The 17542-nt window shown below is 65.9% G+C and carries 16 protein-coding genes; 8 read left to right on the forward strand and 8 right to left on the reverse strand.

What is annotated here, in order from left to right; genetic code table 11:
• Positions 1-7: 7 nt before the first annotated feature.
• Both DVS29_RS09335 and DVS29_RS09340 read right to left on the reverse strand, forming a co-directional pair.
• A complete protein-coding gene (locus DVS29_RS09335; RefSeq protein WP_205962421.1) occupies positions 8-1438 on the reverse strand; it encodes a FecR family protein in 1431 nt (476 codons plus the stop codon).
• A 63-nt stretch (positions 1439-1501) separates the two neighbouring features.
• Positions 1502-2200 carry a response regulator transcription factor gene (locus DVS29_RS09340; protein ID WP_118180173.1) on the reverse strand — a complete coding sequence of 233 codons (699 nt, stop codon included), beginning with the start codon at positions 2198-2200 and terminating at the stop codon, positions 1502-1504.
• Between the two features lie 1074 nt (positions 2201-3274).
• Between DVS29_RS09340 and DVS29_RS09345 the strand changes: the two genes are divergently transcribed.
• Positions 3275-5770 carry a GcvT family protein gene (locus DVS29_RS09345; RefSeq protein WP_118180174.1) on the forward strand — a complete coding sequence of 832 codons (2496 nt, stop codon included), beginning with the start codon at positions 3275-3277 and terminating at the stop codon, positions 5768-5770.
• On the opposite strand, the gene DVS29_RS09350 is transcribed toward DVS29_RS09345, so the two are convergent.
• Complete coding sequence (locus DVS29_RS09350; protein ID WP_118180175.1) at positions 5760-6680, reverse strand: AraC family transcriptional regulator; 921 nt, start codon at positions 6678-6680, stop codon at positions 5760-5762. The genes DVS29_RS09345 and DVS29_RS09350 overlap by 11 nt on opposite strands.
• Positions 6681-6886: 206 nt before the next feature.
• On the opposite strand from DVS29_RS09350, the gene DVS29_RS09355 reads away from it, so the two are divergent.
• Positions 6887-7804, forward strand: a complete 918-nt coding sequence (locus tag DVS29_RS09355; protein WP_118180176.1) for an NAD(P)H-binding protein — start codon at positions 6887-6889, stop codon at positions 7802-7804.
• A 448-nt stretch (positions 7805-8252) separates the two neighbouring features.
• On the opposite strand, the gene ribA is transcribed toward DVS29_RS09355, so the two are convergent.
• Positions 8253-8900 (reverse strand): GTP cyclohydrolase II, encoded by a 648-nt coding sequence (gene ribA / locus DVS29_RS09360; RefSeq protein ID WP_118180354.1) that lies wholly within the window; start codon positions 8898-8900, stop codon positions 8253-8255.
• 338 nt (positions 8901-9238) lie between these two features.
• Between ribA and DVS29_RS09365 the strand changes: the two genes are divergently transcribed.
• Positions 9239-9688 (forward strand): CBS domain-containing protein, encoded by a 450-nt coding sequence (locus DVS29_RS09365; protein WP_118180177.1) that lies wholly within the window; start codon positions 9239-9241, stop codon positions 9686-9688.
• Between the two features lie 193 nt (positions 9689-9881).
• Here the strand turns inward: DVS29_RS09365 and DVS29_RS09370 are convergent, their stop codons facing one another.
• Both DVS29_RS09370 and DVS29_RS09375 read right to left on the reverse strand, forming a co-directional pair.
• Positions 9882-10220 carry a DUF4148 domain-containing protein gene (locus DVS29_RS09370; RefSeq protein WP_118180178.1) on the reverse strand — a complete coding sequence of 113 codons (339 nt, stop codon included), beginning with the start codon at positions 10218-10220 and terminating at the stop codon, positions 9882-9884.
• A 289-nt stretch (positions 10221-10509) separates the two neighbouring features.
• On the reverse strand, positions 10510-11157 hold the full coding sequence (locus DVS29_RS09375; protein WP_118180355.1) for a DNA-3-methyladenine glycosylase: 648 nt from the start codon (positions 11155-11157) through the stop codon (positions 10510-10512).
• 208 nt (positions 11158-11365) lie between these two features.
• Here DVS29_RS09375 and DVS29_RS09380 point away from each other — a divergent pair, with 208 nt between their 5' ends.
• Positions 11366-11737, forward strand: coding sequence for a BON domain-containing protein (locus DVS29_RS09380; protein ID WP_118180179.1), 372 nt, complete (start codon positions 11366-11368; stop codon positions 11735-11737).
• Between the two features lie 103 nt (positions 11738-11840).
• On the opposite strand, the gene DVS29_RS09385 is transcribed toward DVS29_RS09380, so the two are convergent.
• A complete protein-coding gene (locus tag DVS29_RS09385) occupies positions 11841-12995 on the reverse strand; it encodes an acyl-CoA dehydrogenase family protein (RefSeq protein WP_118180180.1) in 1155 nt (384 codons plus the stop codon).
• A gap of 218 nt (positions 12996-13213) precedes the next feature.
• Between DVS29_RS09385 and DVS29_RS09390 the strand changes: the two genes are divergently transcribed.
• On the forward strand, positions 13214-14296 hold the full coding sequence (locus DVS29_RS09390; RefSeq protein WP_118180181.1) for a calcium:cation antiporter: 1083 nt from the start codon (positions 13214-13216) through the stop codon (positions 14294-14296).
• A 21-nt stretch (positions 14297-14317) separates the two neighbouring features.
• On the opposite strand, the gene DVS29_RS09395 is transcribed toward DVS29_RS09390, so the two are convergent.
• Positions 14318-15184, reverse strand: coding sequence for a LysR substrate-binding domain-containing protein (locus DVS29_RS09395; protein ID WP_118180182.1), 867 nt, complete (start codon positions 15182-15184; stop codon positions 14318-14320).
• A gap of 437 nt (positions 15185-15621) precedes the next feature.
• On the opposite strand from DVS29_RS09395, the gene DVS29_RS09400 reads away from it, so the two are divergent.
• From DVS29_RS09400 to DVS29_RS09410, 3 genes are all read left to right on the forward strand, one after another.
• Positions 15622-16380 carry an amino acid ABC transporter permease gene (locus DVS29_RS09400; protein WP_118180183.1) on the forward strand — a complete coding sequence of 253 codons (759 nt, stop codon included), beginning with the start codon at positions 15622-15624 and terminating at the stop codon, positions 16378-16380.
• Positions 16380-17036 carry an amino acid ABC transporter permease gene (locus tag DVS29_RS09405; RefSeq protein ID WP_118180184.1) on the forward strand — a complete coding sequence of 219 codons (657 nt, stop codon included), beginning with the start codon at positions 16380-16382 and terminating at the stop codon, positions 17034-17036. Before DVS29_RS09400 ends, DVS29_RS09405 begins: the two co-directional genes overlap by 1 nt.
• A 79-nt stretch (positions 17037-17115) precedes the next feature.
• A complete protein-coding gene (locus tag DVS29_RS09410; RefSeq protein WP_118180185.1) occupies positions 17116-17517 on the forward strand; it encodes a hypothetical protein in 402 nt (133 codons plus the stop codon).
• Positions 17518-17542 lie beyond the last annotated feature (25 nt).

A 17542-nucleotide genomic window follows, 5' to 3' on the forward strand; every position in this document is an offset into this window, starting at 1 on the left:
AGGCCATTCAGTACGCCAGCGTAAAGGAGCGGACCGCGCTGCTTTTCGCGTAGAAGCGGCCGTGCTCGAACTGCTCGGCGATCACGGTCCAGTAATATACGCCGCGCGGCAGATCGGACACGGTCAGCTGACCGCCGCTCAGGTCCGTGCGATCGACGAGCGGGTTCGCCAGATCGGGCGTGCTCGCGAGCACGAAGCGAAAGCGCGTGTCGGGATTCGAGCGCGTGACGAACCAGCGGAATGCATACGCGTGACGTTCGCCGACCGGCGCGGCCGATGCGTCGAGCCCCATCTTCCGGCGCTCGAACGCATAGGTCTGCGGGATGCCTTCGAGGCCGTTCGCATCGATCGCCGAGATGCGCACGAAGTAGGTGCCGTCCGCAAGCGCACCGAACGACGCGTGCGGACTGGTCACCTGGGTGTCGCGGATCAGGTCGAGGATGCCGGCGTCGCGCGCGATCTGCACGCGCCATGCGAGCGCTCGCGCATCGGTCGACGTGAGGTCGAACGCGACGTCGTCCGCGTCCTGGATCTTTGCTGGATGGTTGAGCGCGGGCGCCGGCAGCAGTTCGACCGGCGCGCCGACGCTGCCGCCCGCGTGCGTCACGTTGCCGAACTTCGCGCGCACGAGCTGCGCCGAAGCGCCGAGCGGCACGCCACGCGCGGGGGCCTGCCGGTCCATCGTGTCCTTGTCCACGCCCACCGCGCCATCGAGCACTTCCACCGCGGTCTGCTGCTGGCTGCCGTCGTAGTCGACGCGAAAACGCGTGCCGCGCACGCCCGCCACCACCGACGGCGAACGGATCTGGAAGCGGTCGTCCTGCTTCTTCGCCGGCGTGACCTCGCTGTCCACTTCGCCCTGCTTCAGCCGGATCACGCGGTCGGTCGAACCGACGATCGCCGTGCGCCGGAGCGTGCCGATCTCGATCTCCGAGTTCTGCGGCAGCGACACGTGCGAACCGTCCGCCAGCTCCAGCGACACGAAACCGTTCGCGCCGGTCCGCACCCGGTCGCCTTCGACGAGCGCCATATCCACCGTCACCGGCGCGAACGGCTCCGCGCGAAACGCGTGCTCGGCGACGCCGCTCGTCGCGACCACACGCGCCACCTGGCGCTCCTGCTTCAGCGCCGCGACCGGCAGACGCAGCACCGTGCCGGGCCGGAGCGCGCGCGGCTCGGCGATGCGATTGACGCGCGCGAGCAACGCCCAGTCACGGGCGTCGGCGAGATAGCGGTCGGCGAGATCATAGAGGGTGTCGCCCGCGCGCGTGACGTAGCGGACGGTGGCCGATGGCGCGTGACGTGCGGCATGGTGTTCGGCGTGCGCGCCGGACTGCGCGCGAGCCTCGCCGCTTACGATGGCCAGTGCCCCGAGGACTGCGACGCACGGCATCGCGGAGTGCAACACGCGCTGCGTGCGCTTCGATTTCGTATTCATGGTTCTGGTGCGCTGAGGGACCGCACGGCGACCGCTGCCGGCCGTGCCACGGCGCGAGCCGTGCTACAGCTCGCCTTTATCCACCCGCTCGAGCCGGTAGCCGTATCCGTAGATCGGCGTAAGCCGGTAGCCCCGCTCCGGACGCAGGCCAAGCTTCGAGCGCAACATCGACACGTGGGTGTCCATCGTGCGTGACGGGATTTCGTTCTGCTGCTTCCAGATCACGTCGAGAATGTGCGCGCGCGACAGCGGCCGGCTCAGGTGCTGGAACAGCAGCAGCGCGAGCTCGAACTCCTTCAGCGTCAGCGTCACCTGCTCGCCGCGCGCGACGACCTGCTTCGCGCTCACGTCGAACTCGAACTCGCCGAACACCTCTTTCACCGCCGACGGGCGCAGCGCATACGCGCGCCTGAGCAGCGAGCCGACGCGCGCGAGCAGCACGCCCGCGGGCACCGGCTTGACGACGTAGTCGTCCGCGCCGGTGTTGAGCATCGACGTGATGTCGGTTTCGTGGCTGCGGCTCGTCATGAACAGCACCGGCAGCCGCTCGGAGAGACTCTGGCGCACCCAGCGCAAGACTTCGTCGCCGGACATGTCGGGCACGTTCCAGTCGAGCACCAGCAGATCGAAGGTCTGCCGCCGCAGCTGCCGCACCAGTTCGCGACCTTCCGCGAACGCATGGCACACATGCCCCGCCGTAGCCAGCGTCTGACAGACAAAGTCGGCCTGAGCCTGATCGTCATCCAGAACTGCAATTCTCATAGCACCCCGCCATGCAACTTCGTTGTTCGCTTCTGGATGGCCCCGCGTACTTCGGGTGGAGTGCGTGTCACGACGCAAACGGCGAACTTCCCGCGCCGCGACGTCGCGTACTGCCAGGTCCCGCCCTGCCCATTGCGTCGTTTTCGACGATCCGACCGCGCCGCCTGGCGGGATGCCCGCTGGTTTCCGCCACTTGCTCAAGCGGCTCCGGGCTATCTCAAAAATACGGCGCACGACCGCCATTTACTGCATCGGACTACCGGTTGCCGCGGTCGGGAAAAATCATCTTAATCGAAAACGCCATCCGCCTCGAATGTCTTCCACCCGCCTGCGGCCGCGTTGCGCACGCATCGAAATGCGCGGCCGCGCTGCTGGCGAGCGTCGTTGGCCCTTGCTCTCGTCACTGATCCGTCATCAGGCTGGCCGCTGGCGCCGTCCGTCCGCCTTTCACAGGCTTACGAACCTCCATGCCGGCCGGATGCGTCGTGGTTCCCGCTTTGGTCCTGCTCGTGTTCCCGCTCTTGCGCGGGTGGATGCAGCGCGACGTCCGCTGCCGGATGACGCATGGTCGGCCGCCTGTCGCGCGCCGCACCTGACTGCCGTTCAGGCGTGCCGCGCACGCCATCGGATGACTCCAGGCCTCGAAAAGAACATCCCGCTCGCGCGTGACAATCGTGTGGCTCCTGTCGCTCCCCGCGTCCACACGCGCCCATCCGATTCGGGGCCAGGACCCGGTGCAATGGGTCCCGACTGTCCGCCAGTATAAGAAGGCTTCGCAATTAAATCGTTTAAAGATTGTCAGATGCGCTTTACATGTCGCGTTTACGCTGTTTACTGCCGCGTTTATCGTTCAATCTGACGATTAAAACGTCGATTTAAAGCGAAAACCCGACTATTTTCAGGATTCAATTAAATCGGTTCTAAAGCCGGGTTATCGGTTTTGCGATGTGCAGCCGACGGTGAACCGCGCGATCGCCCCCTCATTGCGCAACCGTCGTATGTTGCAATTTGTGGCGTTTGTTGGCAAACTCCATCACCGGACGAACGACTCCCGGACACACTCCGACCCGCCCCATGCCTACTCCCATTCCCCAACACGCACGCGTCGTCATCATCGGTGGCGGCATCGTCGGCTGCTCGGTCGCATGGCATCTGACGAAGCTCGGCTGGACCGACGTCGTGCTGCTCGAACAGGGGCAACTGTCGTGCGGCACCACGTGGCACGCCGCCGGCCTCGTCGGCCAGTTGCGCGCGCAGGAAAGCATGACGAAGCTGATCCGCTACTCGACGAAGCTTTACACGGAACTCGAAGCCGAAACCGGCCTCGCGACGGGCTGGAAGCAGTGTGGCTCGCTGTCGGTTGCGCGGACCGCCGAACGGATGACGCAGCTGGAGCGCACTGCGGCCGTCGCGCGGGCCTACGGCGTGGCCTGCGACGTGATCGGGCCGCGCGAGGCCGGCGAGCTGTGGCCCGTGATGCGCACCGACGACCTGCTCGGCGCCGTCTGGCTGCCCGGCGACGGCAAGGCGAATCCGACCGATCTCACGCAGTCGCTCGCGCGCGGCGCGCGGCTGCGCGGCGCGCGCATCGTCGAGAACACGCGCATCACCGCGATCCATACGGACGAATCCGCCGCCGGGCGCGCCGTCACGGGCGTGTCATGGCAGAGCAAGGACGGCGAGACCGGCACGCTGCACGCGGAAATCGTCGTGAACTGCGCGGGGCAATGGGCGAAGGCGATCGGCCGGCTGTGCGGCGTCACGGTGCCGCTGCATTCGGCCGAGCACTACTACGTCGTGACCGAACCCATCGCGGGTGTGCATCCGGACCTGCCGGTGATGCGCGACCCGGACGGCTTCATCTACTTCAAGGAAGAAGTGGGCGGTCTCGTGATGGGCGGTTTCGAGCCCGACGCGAAACCGTGGGGCATGCACGGCATTCCGGACAACTTCGAATTCCAGTTGCTGCCCGACGACTGGGATCAGTTCGAAATCCTGATGGAAAACGCGCTGCAGCGCGTGCCGGCACTCGAAACCGCGCAGATCCGGCAGTTCTACAACGGCCCCGAATCGTTCACGCCCGACAACAACTTCATGCTCGGAGAAGCGCCCGAGCTGCGGCGTTTCTTCATCGGCGCGGGGTTCAACTCGATGGGGATCGCGTCGGCGGGCGGCGCGGGCATGGCGCTCGCCGAGTGGATCGTCAACGGCGCGCCGACGACGGACCTGTGGCCGGTCGATATCCGCCGCTTCGCGCGCTTCAACGGCAACGACACGTGGCTGCACGACCGCGTGAAGGAAACGCTCGGCCTGCATTACGCGATGCCGTGGCCGAACCGCGAGCTCGACACCGCGCGGCCGTTCCGCCGCTCGCCGCTGTACGCGCTGCTCGCGGAAGACGGCGCGTGCTTCGGCAGCAAGATGGGCTGGGAGCGTGCGAATTTCTTCGCGCCATCGAAGCACGACGCGCGCATCGAGTATGCGTTCGGCCAGCAGAACTGGCTGCCGTGGAGCGGCGCCGAGCATCGCGCGTGCCGCGAAGCGGTGGCGCTGATCGACATGACATCGTTCGCGAAGTTTCTCGTCAAGGGACGCGACGCCGAAGCGGTGCTGCAGGCGCTCGTCGCGAACGACGTCGCGGTGGCGCCCGGCACCACCGTCTACACCGGCCTGCTCAACGAGCGCGGCGGTTACGAGTCCGACTTCACCGTCACGCGTCTCGCGCACGACCAGTATCTGATCGTCACGGGCACCGCGCAGGCCACGCGCGACTTCGACACGATCGAGCGGCTCATTCCGGCCGACAGCCACTGCGTGCTGGTCGACGTGACGAGCCAGTACGCGGTGCTCGCCGTGATGGGCCCACGTTCGCGCGAATTGCTGCAGAGCGTATCGAAGGCCGACTGGAGCCCTGCCGCGTTCCCGTTCGGGCAAAGCCGCGAAGTCGATCTCGGCTACGCGACCGTGCGCGCGACGCGTATCACGTACGTCGGCGAACTCGGCTGGGAACTGTACGTGCCGACGGAATTCGCGGTGGGCGTCTACGAGACGCTGCGCGCGGCGGGCGAACGCTTCGGGCTCGGCTTCGGCCTGGTCAACGCGGGCTATTACGCGGTGGATTCGCTGCGCATCGAGAAAGGCTACCGCGCATGGGGTCGCGAGCTGTCGCCCGACGTCAATCCGTTCGAGGCGGGTCTCGCGTTCGCATGCAAGCTCGACAAGGGCATACCGTTCCGCGGCCGCGACGCGTTGCTCGCGCTACGCGACGCGCCGCTGCGCCGTCGCCTCGTGTCGCTCACCGTGGATGGCGCACGCGATCGCATGCTGTGGGGTGGCGAAGCGATCCTGCGCGACGGCGTGCCGGTCGGCTCGGTGACGTCGGCGGCATTCGGACATACGCTCGGCTGTCCGGTCGCGCTGGGTTACGTGAATCGTCGCGACGATGGCGCGGTGGATGCCGCGTGGCTGCAGAACGCACGCTACGCGATCGATCTCGCGGGCGAACTGCTGCCGGTCACGCCGCATCTGAAGGCGCCGTACGATCCGGCGTCCGCCCGCGTCAAGGCGTGACGGAGCCGCGGTCAGCGTTCATCTGAGCCGATGTGGAAGACGCCGCGGCAATCTCGCGCGGCGTCACGCCGACCAGCCTTCGCGTCCAGTACGCGAGATGGCTCTGGTGCGCGAAGCCCGTTTCGAGCGCGACCTGCGCCGCGCTGAACCGACCGTCGCGCAGCAGCGCGCACGCGCGTTCCACACGTCGGCCCACCACATACCGATGCACCGGCATGCCCACGGTCTCGCGAAACAGCACCTTGAAATGCGGCACGCTCAGTCCGACGAGCGCCGCGAGTTCCGCGAGCGTCAACGGCGTATCGAGATGACTTTCGATGTAGTCGATGACACGCGCGGCCGCTTTCGGCATCAGCACGCGACGGCGCTTTTCCTCCTTCGGACTCGCGTCGATCAGCCGCACGACGATCGCCGTGCACAGGCTCTCCGCATACAGCGGGTCCGACGCGCTGTCGGATTCCAGTTCCGCGCGCAGCGCCCAGGCCAGATGTTCGAGGCGCTTGTCGCGCAGCTGAAGCTGCGGCCTGATCTGCGCGCGCGACGGCTTCAGGTCGAGCTGTCCGACGGTGCGCTCGACGAACTCGTTCGCGAGCCAGATGCGCAGCACCGTGCAGTCGCCGTCATCCGCCCACTCGCCATCGAGACCCGCGGGAATCACATCGGCATCGCCGTGCGACTGCAGACGCGCGAGCCGGCGGCCGTTGCACAGGCAATTCGCCCGGACCGGCGCGCCCACATGCACACCGATGCGATGATGATCGACGGCGGGCACGCGATGCACGCCCGCGCTGATGCCGATCAGCTCCGCACCGAAGCCATCCCATCCGAGCCCGGCGCTCGAACGCAGGCTCGCGCGCGCGGCGCTGAACGGGATCGGCGCGATGGTGGAGCCGGATACGATCGATTGCATGCGAGACCTCGCGATACGTCGAATAACGCACCATTGTGCATGACGTCGCGGTGCGCTGCCGATCGCGCCGCATAGGGCCCTTTCCCGCGCGCGAGCGACGCGCGCAACACGTCATCCGGATCTGCTCGCCTTCATCCGACGCTGCGCGACGCGCGCCTGACCGGCCGCTACGATGGCCTCGACCTTTTTCTGAAGCGAGGCAAACCATGTACGTGATTTTCGGAGCAACGGGCCGCGTCGGACGCGCAACGATCGCCGCATTGCGCGACGCCCGGCAGCCGGTGCGCGCGGTGCTGCATGACGAACGGCAGCGCGGCGAGTTCGAGGCGCTCGGCTGCGAAGTGGTCGCCGCCAATCTGCTGGAAGCGCGGGACATCGCGCGCGCGATCGAAGGCGCCGACGCCGTGCAGATGCTGTGTCCGGTGCCGCACGGCGACCGCGATCCCGCGGTGACGATGGAGCGCGGGATCGACGCCGCCGCCGTTGCATTGCAGGCGAATCCGCCGAAGCTGCTGCTCGCGCTGTCGGACTACGGCGCGGAACTACAGGACGGCACCGGGATTACGGGTCTCTTCCACACGCTCGAGCAGCGCTTTCGCGCAATCGACACGCATCTGATCCTGCTGCGCTCGGCCGAGCACACGCACAACTGGGCGCGTGTGGTGCCGGCGGCGCTCGCCACCGGAAATCTGCCGAGCCTGCATCATCCGCTGACGCGGCCGTTTCCGACCGTCGCCGCGCAGGACGTCGGCGCCCTGGCGGGCCGGTTACTGCTCGAGCATGGCGCGGCCGCGGCGACGTTGAACGAAGCGGAACGACGGGTGGACATCGTGAGCATCGAAGGTCCGCAGCGCGTAAGCGCAAACGATATCGCGAGCGCGTTCGCCACGGCGCTGGCGCGCGATGTCGCCGCATTCGCGCTGCCGCGCGACCAATGGCTCGCGACGCTGCAGCGCGCGGGACTTTCGCAGCCGCACGCACAGTTGATCGTCGATCTGTACGACGCGCAGAACCTGGGGCGCATCGATGTCGAGCCCGATGCGGGCAGCCGCGCATTCGGCACGACGACTATCGCACAGGCATTCGGCGCGCTCGCGCCTGCATTGCTCGCGGCAGCACGCTGAAACGCATTGCGCGCAAACGTTCAAACGGATGGGCAGCGGAGACCGGATGGCGTGCCGCGCGGTGCGGCGCGCCTGAGGCACTGGCGTGGATGGCGTCACGTGGGACGCATCGGCAGCGAGTGTGCGTAGAACGCTTCAGCTTGAGTTTCAGCTTCAGCGCCGGCGGAAATGGCCGCTCACTGGGTCGACGAACCATGCAAACGCGACCAGTGCGGCAATAGCGATCGGCGATGCGATCAGAAATGCAGTCAGCACTTTTTACCCCGTACCCGTGTCAATCCGGTATTGGGCGCAAGCATGCGCCGGCATTGACTGTGCGGGAATTGGGGCTTGTCACTAGGGGGTCATACTGTGGTGTTGGTGTGCGGGCGCACGGACGTGGCTGGCAATTTTTACGCACCAGGCCGCGGACCACGGCAGAACGATGGCGCAACGCCAGATTCGCGCCCTACTCGTTCTCTTCGAAGTAATGCCCGAACTTGATCTGCTTCGTGCGGATATACCGCTCGTTTTCCTCGCGCGTGGGGATTGCGAGCGCGACCCGCTCGCACACCGGAATACCGTGCTTGACGAGCGTATCGAACTTCTCCGGGTTGTTGCTCATCAGGCGCACCGACGTGACGCCGAGCGTGCGCAGGATGCCGGCAGCTGAATCGTATTCGCGCGCGTCGTCTGGCAGGCCGAGTTCGAGATTGGCCTCGACCGTATCGAGCCCCTGCTCCTGCAGCGCATACGCGCGGATCTTGTTGCTGAGACCGATACCGCGCCCTTCGTGACCACGCAGATACAGCAGCACGCCGCAGCCTTCGGCGGCGATGTAGCGCAGCGCGAGATCGAGCTGCTCACCGCAGTCGCAGCGATACGAACCGAGCACGTCGCCCGTCAGACACTCGGAATGCAGACGCGTCAGCACGGACTTGCCGCTCGCCACGTCGCCCATCACGAGCGCAACGTGCTCGGCATCGCCATCGACCACCCGGAACACGTAGGACTTGAACACGCCGTAGCGCGTGGGCAGCGTAGCGACCGCGTCGAGAACGACGCATTCGCCATCGCGAACGGTTTCGGTGGGCGATGGAACGTGAGGCGTATGCATGGCGTTGAACTGTGATGCGAACATGAACCGGCGCGCGGCCGGGATGAGTACGGTTCAGGAGTGTACCGCTAATCGCCAACCCGCATCGGACGGCCCGCGCAATACGGGGCATCCCGCACGGACTTCGCTCGCCGCGACACGCCCGCGACGCCTATACTGGACCGATACCACCCTTTGAACGGCGGTATGCCGCACCCATGCCACGCCCGCGCCCTACCTGTGCCGCATCACGTTCCGCGCCGCGACCGCGCTGTACCCGCGTAGCGCTGCAACGTGGCGTTGGCACCTGGTTTGCGGCATCGCGGGTTCCGGGCAAGCAGTGACAATGGAGCCGACTCATGACAAGCGTCGCACAGGTCCTCAAATCGAAGCCGGACACGCCGGTCTTTACGATCACCGCCGATGATTCGGTCTACAACGCAATCAAGCTGATGGCGGAAAAGCAGATCGGCGCGCTCGTCGTGACCGACGGCGACCGTATCGCCGGCATCGTCACCGAGCGCGACTATGCGCGAAAAGTGGTGCTGATGGAGCGTTCATCGAAGGGCACGCCGGTACGCGACATCATGAGCAGCGCGGTGCGCTTCGTGCGTCTCGACCAGACGACCGACGAATGCATGGCGTTGATGACCGAGCGCCGCATGCGTCACCTGCCGGTGATCGATAACGACCGGCTGGTCGGCATGGTGTCGATCGGCGACCTGGTGAAGAACATCATTGCCGAGCAGCAGTTCACGATCCAGCAGCTCGAACACTACATCACCGGAGAACGGCCGGAAGCGGCCTGACGCGCGTCGTTCCGCAAAAAAAGCCCAAGCCTCGACGGGTTGGGCGAAGCCGCTCGAAGCGCGGCGGAGGTCCTGCGCGTGCTGGTGATTCGCGCGACGGCGGCGCGACAGCGAGGGTTCACATGACGACGGTCGCACCGCGGCTTCACGGTGCGACCGTCGTGCATTCATGCCTGCAAAACTACCCGTTCATTTACTGGCCGAAATACACGGGCTTCGTGCCCGCCGGCTGCACGGTCGTACCGCCCGACTGCGACGAACCATTCACCGTGCCGCCGTAACCGGTGTTGGCGACCGGATTCTGTGCCTGCGCTTCGCCGTTCTGCGTGGCGACGCGGGCTTCGGCGGACTGGATGTCGGCCGGATAGGTCGAGTCGTTGCTCGCGGCCGGGTTGTAGCCCGCGGCTTCGACCTGTTGAAGATCCTGACGGACCTGGGCGCGCGTCACCGGATCGTTCGATTGCTGGGCGAACGATGCGACCGGTGCGGCGAGAATAGCGGCGATGGCAACTGCCTTGATCAGCGTCTTCATGGTGCTTACCTCCAGAACTTGTTTTTGACGTCGCTTGACACGTCTGGTGAAAAGCGATTGGCTTCAGTCTAGTGAGCACCGGAGCAAGGGAAAACCCCTAATTCGAAGAAACTTCATTGCTATTCCGACAAGAATATCCGTGGTGGTGCACGGCTCGATCGAACTTTACAGAGCTTTCTGTAATAGTTGCCTTGACGTTGCGAAGTGGATATCGCGGTCGGAACGGATTGCCGCTGCAGATGGCAGGGCTGTCATGTCGTTGCCAACGTGCGCCGATCGGCGCTGCATATCAGGCCGATAGCAGATGTCGAGGACCGCTGACGAATGGGCTGCCGGCCGCATAAAAGCGCAGCAGGCGATGCGTTTCGCGCGTGAGGCCGATGCGCGTCGTGATGCCCACGCGCGTCGGCGCAAGCGTGCCATTCACTTCGGCCGCCAGCGATGCGAGCCACAAGCCGCGGCCTGCGCATAGATCGACGCCGTCGTGCGGCGGGCCGATACCCAGCGCAAGCGTGAGGCGCCCGGGGCCGCGCGCGAGATCGCGCGGTGTCGAGCGCGGTCTGCGCGCACGCATGATCTCGATGCCTTCCAACGGCTCCAGCGCGCGGATCAACACCCCAGCGCCGACACCCTCCGCTTCCGCGGAGATGTTGAGCATGTACGAGACGCCATACGTGAGCTTCACGTACGCATGCCCCGGCGCGAGAAACATCGAGCCATTGTCCGCACGTCGCCCGCGAAACGCATGACTCGTCGAATCGCCGAGCGGGTAGGCTTCCATTTCGACGATGCGGCCGCTCACGCGTCCTTCCGGCAGGTCGTGAACCAGCACCTTGCCGACCAGATAACGGGCCATCGCGGTCGGGTCCACCGGCAGGTCTTCGCGCGACAGCGCGACGAAGTCGGATTGCGTAGCAGGCGTTGAACGTGGGGTCATGTATGCGGTATCGGCGATTTGACAGGAGCGCGATGTCGGCGGAACCTTGACGCGGATCGAAGCGCCGCCATCCTTCATCTGAGTGAAATCAGGTTAAGCGTACTTTTCAGAAGTCACCACGAGTCTTCGCAGTCGCAACCGCCCGTTCGTCGGGTACGGTTGACCATCAAAGCGGTACCGTGTGTCACAACAACTGGAGAAACGTCAAATGAAGGCATTCAGAGTACTTACGCTCGTCAGCGGCGCGCTGATCGTCGCCGCATCGCTGAACGCGTACGCGCAAAGCAGCGACACGTCCGCCACCGATACCGGCACGGCCACCAGCCCCACGTCGATGAAGAAGGCGGACCGCGCGGCCAACCGCAAGCTGTCGCGCGACGTGCGACGCGCACTGTCGAAAGACAAGTCCATCGACACCAGCAACATCAAGATCCGCGCGAATCATGGCGCGGTCGTCCTCGAAGGCACGGTGCCCGAGCAGGCGCAAAGCGACAAGGCCGGAACGATTGCGCAGGGTGTATCCGGCGTGTCGTCGCTGAAGAATTCACTGACCATACGCGAGAAAGGTGGCGGTCAGTAACGAACGACTCGCGAACGACTCGCGCACGCCTTTCGTCCCGCTGTGCTGCCGCGCCGCCCTTCGCAACGAAGGGCGGCTTTTCGTCTGACCTCGCGCGTCGGCCTCAACCTTCGAAACGCCGCCGCATCTCGCGCGCGATCACGATCTGCTGGATCTGCGTCGTGCCTTCGTAGATGCGGAACAGACGCACGTCGCGATAGAACCGCTCGATGCCGTATTCGGCCATATACCCCGCGCCGCCGAAGATCTGCACCGCGCGGTCCGCAACCCGCCCGCACATCTCGGTGGCGAACATCTTCGCGCATGAAGCCTCAAGCGTCACACGTTCGCCCGCGTCGCGCCGCCGCGCCGCATCGACGATCATGCAGCGCGCCGCATAAATCTCCGCGCGGCTGTCGGCGAGCATGGCCTGCACGAGCTCGAACTCGACGATCGGCTGGCCGAACTGCCGCCGCTCGGTCGCATAGCGCAGCGCATCGGCCAGCATCCGTTCGGCGGCGCCGGTCGCGACCGCGGCGATATGCAGCCGCCCTTTGTCGAGCACCTTCATCGCGGTCTTGAAGCCCACGCCTTCCCGCTCTCCGATCAGATTCGCGGCCGGCACGCGGCACTGGTCGAACATCACGTCGCAGGTATGCGCGCCCTTCTGGCCCATCTTGCGATCGATCTTGCCCAACGACAGCCCCGGCGTCCCCGCTTCGACGACGAACGCCGAGATCGCATCGGCGCCCTTGCCCGCCGGATCGGTGCGCGCCATCACGGTGAAGAGGCCCGCCTCCGGCGCGTTCGTGATGAAGCGCTTCGTGCCGTTCAGCACGTAGTGATCGCCGTCGCGAATCGCGGTGGTGCGCAGCGACGCTGCATCGGAACCGGCCTCGGGCTCGGTCAGGCAGAACGAGCCGATCAGTTCGCCGGAGGCCAGCCGCGGCAGATACTGCTCCTTCTGCGCGGACGTCCCGTCGATCACGATGCCGGTCGAACCGATGCCGTTGTTGCTGCCGATCGCCGAACGGAATGCGGGCGACGTCTGCCCGAGTTCGAACGCGGCCAGCACTTCCTCTTCCATCGTGAGACCGAGTCCGCCGTATTCTTCCGGCAGACACATGCCGAACAGGCCAAGGTCCTTCATCTCCTGCAGCAGCGCAGCGGGAATCTGGTCGTTTTCCGCGACAGTATCTTCGTTCGGCACGAGACGCTCGCGGACGAACCGGCGAATGCTGTCGAGCAGCAGGTTGAGGGTTTCCTCGCTACGGATCACGTCGTGTGTCTCCTCTGGATGAACGGGGTGAAACGCGTTGCAACATCATTCGAGCGCCGACAGGATCGACACACGGTCAAATTATTCTAATATTGGCGTCGGCCTTCGATGCTGCGCGCTGCACGACATGCATGCACGTCAGCGTACGCGCCTGCTTCATTGCACCACGGAAATCGCGCAGTCTGCCTGCACAACACGTATTCAACAGGAATCGCCGGATGGTCTCGACTTCGCACGCCCTGCCCCGCTGGACTCTCTGGACGCCGCCCGCCGCGTGGGTGATCCTCGCGCTGTCGAAGTTCGTGCCCGGCAATCCGTTCGTCATCGCGCTGGTCGGCGTTGCGCTCGCGGGCGCCGTGTTCTCCGCCGTGCATCACGCGGAAGTCGTCGCGCATCGCGTGGGCGAGCCGTTCGGCACGCTGGTGCTCGCCGTCGCGGTGACGATCATCGAAGTCGCGCTGATCGTGTCGGTGATGCTCGGCGCGGGCCCGGAGAAATCGGGGCTCGCGCGCGATACGGTATTCGCCGCGGTGATGATCGTCTGCAACGGCATCGTCGGATTGTGTCTGCTGGTCGGCGGTCTGCGCCATCGCGAGCAGGACTTCCAGATCCGCGGCGCGAGTGCCGCGCTCGCGGTGCTCGCGTCGCTGTCGGTGCTGACGCTCGTGATGCCGAACTACACGAGCCGCGAGCTCGGGCCGATGCTGTCGCCTTCGCAGCTCGCGTTCGCGGGCGTGTCGTCGCTGGTGCTGTACGGCGTGTTCGTGTTCGTGCAGACCGTGCGCCACCGCGACTACTTCCTGGCGGCCGATAGCGATGGCGCGCACGCCGCGCCGCCGTCCGCGCGCGCCACGCTGCTCGCCGCGGTCTTGCTGCTGGTGTGTCTGGTCGCGGTCGTGCTGCTCGCGAAGATGCTGTCGCCCGTCGTCGAGGATGCGGTGCATCGGGCCGGCGCGCCGGATGCGGTGGTGGGTATCGTGATCGCGGGGCTCGTGCTGCTGCCGGAAGGACTCGCGGCGGTGCGCGCGGCGCGCGCGGACCGGCTGCAGACCAGTTTGAATCTCGCGCTCGGCTCCGCGCTTGCGAGCATCGGGCTCACCATTCCGACCGTCGCGGCCGTGTTCCTGTGGACGGGCGGTCCGCTCGCGCTCGGCATAGACGGACGCGACACCGTGCTGCTCGTGCTCACGCTGATGATCGGCACGCTCACGCTCAGCACCGGCCGCACGACGATCCTGCAGGGCGCCGTGCATCTGTCGCTGTTCGCGGCCTATCTGTTCCTGTCGTTCACGCCGGGTTGACTGGACGCAATTAGCCAACCGCTAGCGCGCTTCGAGCCATTCGCGGAACAGATGCACCTTCTGCTGATGCGCGACGCTTTCCGGATACACGAAGTAGTAGCGCGCGCCGGTCTTCAGCACCGCGTCGAACGGCCTCACGAGCCGCTTCGACGCCACGTCTTCGTCGATCAGCTCGAGATCGCTGATCGCCACGCCAAAGCCCTGTAGCGCCGCGTTGGTCGCGAGGTCAAGCGTATCGAAGCTCGGCCCCTGCTCCGCGTCGACGTGGCCCGCGCCCACGTGGTCGAGCCAGTTGCGCCAGTCGCGATGATCGCGCGTGGGATGCAGCAGCGTGTGCTGCGCGAGATCGTCGATCGATGCGAGCGGCCGCGACTGCGCGAGCTCCGGCGCGCAGACGGGCGTCAGGCGCTCCTCGAACAGCTCGATCGCCTCGACGTCATGCCCCGGCGACGAACCATAGACGATCGCCGCGTCGAACGGCTCGACGTGGAAGTCGACGTCGTGCTGCCACGTCGTGGTCATCTGCACGTGCAGGTCCGGATGATCGGCCTGGAACTGCATCACTTTCGGCAGCATCCAGCGCATCACGCAGGTGGGCACCTTCAGCGCGAGGTCGGTGCGCTGTCGCGTGAGCCGCAGCGACACCTCTTCGATGCGTCCGAAGCTCTCGCGTACCGCGGGCAGCAGCAGTTCGCCCTCGGCGGTCAGCGTCAGGCCCTTCGCGTGGCGCTTGAAGAGCGGAAAGCGGTAATAGTCTTCGAGCGACAGGATCTGCCGGCTGACCGCGCCCTGGGTCAGACACAGATGCTCCGCCGCGCGCGTGAAGCTGCGATGGCGCGCGACCGTCTCGAAGATCTGCAGCGCGTTGAGTGGAGGAAGACGTCGCATGGCACGGGTCCGGTATCTGGAAAACGCATGACGCGGGCATCGCTCGAATCCGGGTCGCCCGGACGCGACGACGCCGGCCGATGGCGAATCTTGAGGCGAGCATACGCGATCCAAAATAACAGGGCGATGGCAGACGGCGCTCTTTGCATGAGCGCGACGCATGGCTCGCGATGGGACGGTCGCGCACCTTGGGCGGTAGTGCGGTGTCCGGCTTGCACCAGGAATGGGCGTGAGTTAGCGGCTTCTGGCGGGCTGCTTTCGACTTTCACGAAGGCTGAAAGAACATCGGCGCCGCCGCCACTTTCCCTTGTTGGGACGATGGTTTACCGCCGTCACACCCGTCACCTGGCGCCCTGCGTTCCCGCAGCGGAAGCCGATTGGACCGGAAGTTGCTAAAGCACCGCGCTGGACCACGCGCACCCCATTCCAGTCACAACATGACCTACGCATTCGATTTCTCCGGCTTCGGCGACTATGCCGGCATGCTCGCGCGCGGCGCCGGCGTGACCGTTGCGCTCACTGCCGTATCGACGGTGCTCGGCAGTTTCGTCGGCATCGCGGGCGCGGCCGTCGGCCGCTCGGGGCCACGCTGGGCGCGCGCGCTCGTTTCGTCGTACGTGGAGCTGATCCGCAATACGCCCTTTCTCGTGCAGCTGTTCTTCGTGTTCTTCGGGCTGCCGGGCATCGGCGTGCGAATCACCGAAGTCGAGGCTGCGATCCTCGCGATGACGGTCAACCTCGGCGCGTACGCAACCGAAATCATCCGCGCCGGCATCGAGGCGGTACCGCGCGGCCAGTTGCAGGCCGCGCACGCGCTCGGCCTGCATCCGCGCCACGTGTTCCGCCACGTCGTGCTGCCGCAGGCGCTCGCCAACGTGTTCCCGGCGCTCGTCGGCCAGGTGCTGATCGTGATGCTGGGCTCGGCGGTCGTGTCGCAGATCTCGGTGCCCGATCTCACTTACGCGGCAAGCTATATCGAGTCGCGCAATTTCCGCTCGTTCGAAACCTGCCTGATCGTGACCGCCGCGTATCTGCTGCTCGCGATCGTGCTGCGCCAGCTGCTCGCGCGGCTTGGCCGCCGGCTGTTCGCGGGCCGTGTGCCGGCGCGCGCCGCGAGCACCCGCCGCACGGGTTTGCGCGCGTGGTTGGGTCTCACACCGCGCAGTGCGCGTTCGGTCAGCGTGGAACGTCCGTGATGATCGAGTTCACCGCATGGGACATCGCCCGCAACCTGCTGCTCGCCGCGCGCTGGACGCTGCTGCTGTCGGCGATCGCATTCGTCGGCGGCGGCATCGCCGGCATTGGACTGCTCGCGATGCGCGTGTCGCCGTTACCGTGGCTGCGGCGCGTCGTCGTGCTGTACGTCGAGCTGTTCCAGGGTACGCCGCTCTTGATGCAGCTCTTTCTCGCGTTCTTCGGCCTGCCGCTCGTGGGCATCGACGTCTCGCCGTGGACCGCCGCGGCCGTGTCGCTGACGCTCTACACGAGCGCCTATCTCGCCGACATCTGGCGCGGCTGCGTCGAGGCCGTGCCGCGCGGCCAGTGGGCCGCCGGCGCGAGTCTCGGCATGGGCTTCGCGCAACAGTTGCGCTACATCGTGTGGCCGCAGGCAGCGAAGATCGCGATCGCACCGACGGTCGGCTTTCTCGTGCAGGTCGTGAAGAGCACCGCGCTCACGTCGATCATCGGCTTCGTCGAGCTGACGAAGACCGGCACGATGATCACCAACGCGGTGTTCAAGCCGTTCGAGGTGTACGGGATGGTCGCGGTGCTCTACTTCGCGATGTGCTTCCCGCTAACGTGGTATGCGCGTGTGCTCGCCAGGCGCCAGCAGGTTGCCGGGCACCGTTGATGCGGCGATAACCGCTTCGCGTGATGCGCTACCATCGATGGATGACCGGCACGAGGAGGCAACGATGAGCGATCCACGGATGAACGATGCGCAGGCCGTCGAGTTTTTAAACGAGGTGCGCAGGCCCTTGCTGTCGCTGCACAAGGCGATTCTCGATCATGAGCGCGCGTCGTACGAGCGCGAATTCGGGCCGGTTACGCCGGCTACCTTCCTGCAGGTGCTGCTGAACGGCTCGGGGTTTCGCTGGCTCTCGCCGCTTTCGACGGTGATCGCGAACGTCGACGAGACGCTCGACGATGCCGAAGCAGGACTACCCGAGCGCATCGCGGCAGTCGACGCGGTGCGCATGCTGTTCGAGCATGACGACGCGACGAACGTGTTCCTGCCGCGTTATCGTCCGCTGCTGCAGGACAATCCTTCGATCCTGCACGAGCATGGTCGTGTCGCCGGGTGTCTCAAGAGTCTGAAGGGTGGCGCATAACGACGAATTGCGCGATGCGTTAGCG

It is taken from the genome of Paraburkholderia phosphatilytica (assembly GCF_003443895.1).
GTDB classification, from domain to species: domain Bacteria; phylum Pseudomonadota; class Gammaproteobacteria; order Burkholderiales; family Burkholderiaceae; genus Paraburkholderia; species Paraburkholderia phosphatilytica.

Excerpts from the sequence above, each read along its gene's own strand:
- DVS29_RS09335 (WP_205962421.1), bottom strand. The coding sequence starts at position 1,438 with ATGAATACGAAATCGAAGCGCACGCAGCGCGTGTTGCACTCCGCGATG.
- DVS29_RS09340 (WP_118180173.1), bottom strand. The coding sequence starts at position 2,200 with ATGAGAATTGCAGTTCTGGATGACGATCAGGCTCAGGCCGACTTTGTC.
- DVS29_RS09345 (WP_118180174.1), top strand. The coding sequence starts at position 3,275 with ATGCCTACTCCCATTCCCCAACACGCACGCGTCGTCATCATCGGTGGC.
- DVS29_RS09350 (WP_118180175.1), bottom strand. The coding sequence starts at position 6,680 with ATGCAATCGATCGTATCCGGCTCCACCATCGCGCCGATCCCGTTCAGC.
- DVS29_RS09355 (WP_118180176.1), top strand. The coding sequence starts at position 6,887 with ATGTACGTGATTTTCGGAGCAACGGGCCGCGTCGGACGCGCAACGATC.
- ribA (WP_118180354.1), bottom strand. The coding sequence starts at position 8,900 with ATGCATACGCCTCACGTTCCATCGCCCACCGAAACCGTTCGCGATGGC.
- DVS29_RS09365 (WP_118180177.1), top strand. The coding sequence starts at position 9,239 with ATGACAAGCGTCGCACAGGTCCTCAAATCGAAGCCGGACACGCCGGTC.
- DVS29_RS09370 (WP_118180178.1), bottom strand. The coding sequence starts at position 10,220 with ATGAAGACGCTGATCAAGGCAGTTGCCATCGCCGCTATTCTCGCCGCA.
- DVS29_RS09375 (WP_118180355.1), bottom strand. The coding sequence starts at position 11,157 with ATGACCCCACGTTCAACGCCTGCTACGCAATCCGACTTCGTCGCGCTG.
- DVS29_RS09380 (WP_118180179.1), top strand. The coding sequence starts at position 11,366 with ATGAAGGCATTCAGAGTACTTACGCTCGTCAGCGGCGCGCTGATCGTC.
- DVS29_RS09390 (WP_118180181.1), top strand. The coding sequence starts at position 13,214 with ATGGTCTCGACTTCGCACGCCCTGCCCCGCTGGACTCTCTGGACGCCG.
- DVS29_RS09395 (WP_118180182.1), bottom strand. The coding sequence starts at position 15,184 with ATGCGACGTCTTCCTCCACTCAACGCGCTGCAGATCTTCGAGACGGTC.
- DVS29_RS09400 (WP_118180183.1), top strand. The coding sequence starts at position 15,622 with ATGACCTACGCATTCGATTTCTCCGGCTTCGGCGACTATGCCGGCATG.
- DVS29_RS09405 (WP_118180184.1), top strand. The coding sequence starts at position 16,380 with ATGATCGAGTTCACCGCATGGGACATCGCCCGCAACCTGCTGCTCGCC.
- DVS29_RS09410 (WP_118180185.1), top strand. The coding sequence starts at position 17,116 with ATGAACGATGCGCAGGCCGTCGAGTTTTTAAACGAGGTGCGCAGGCCC.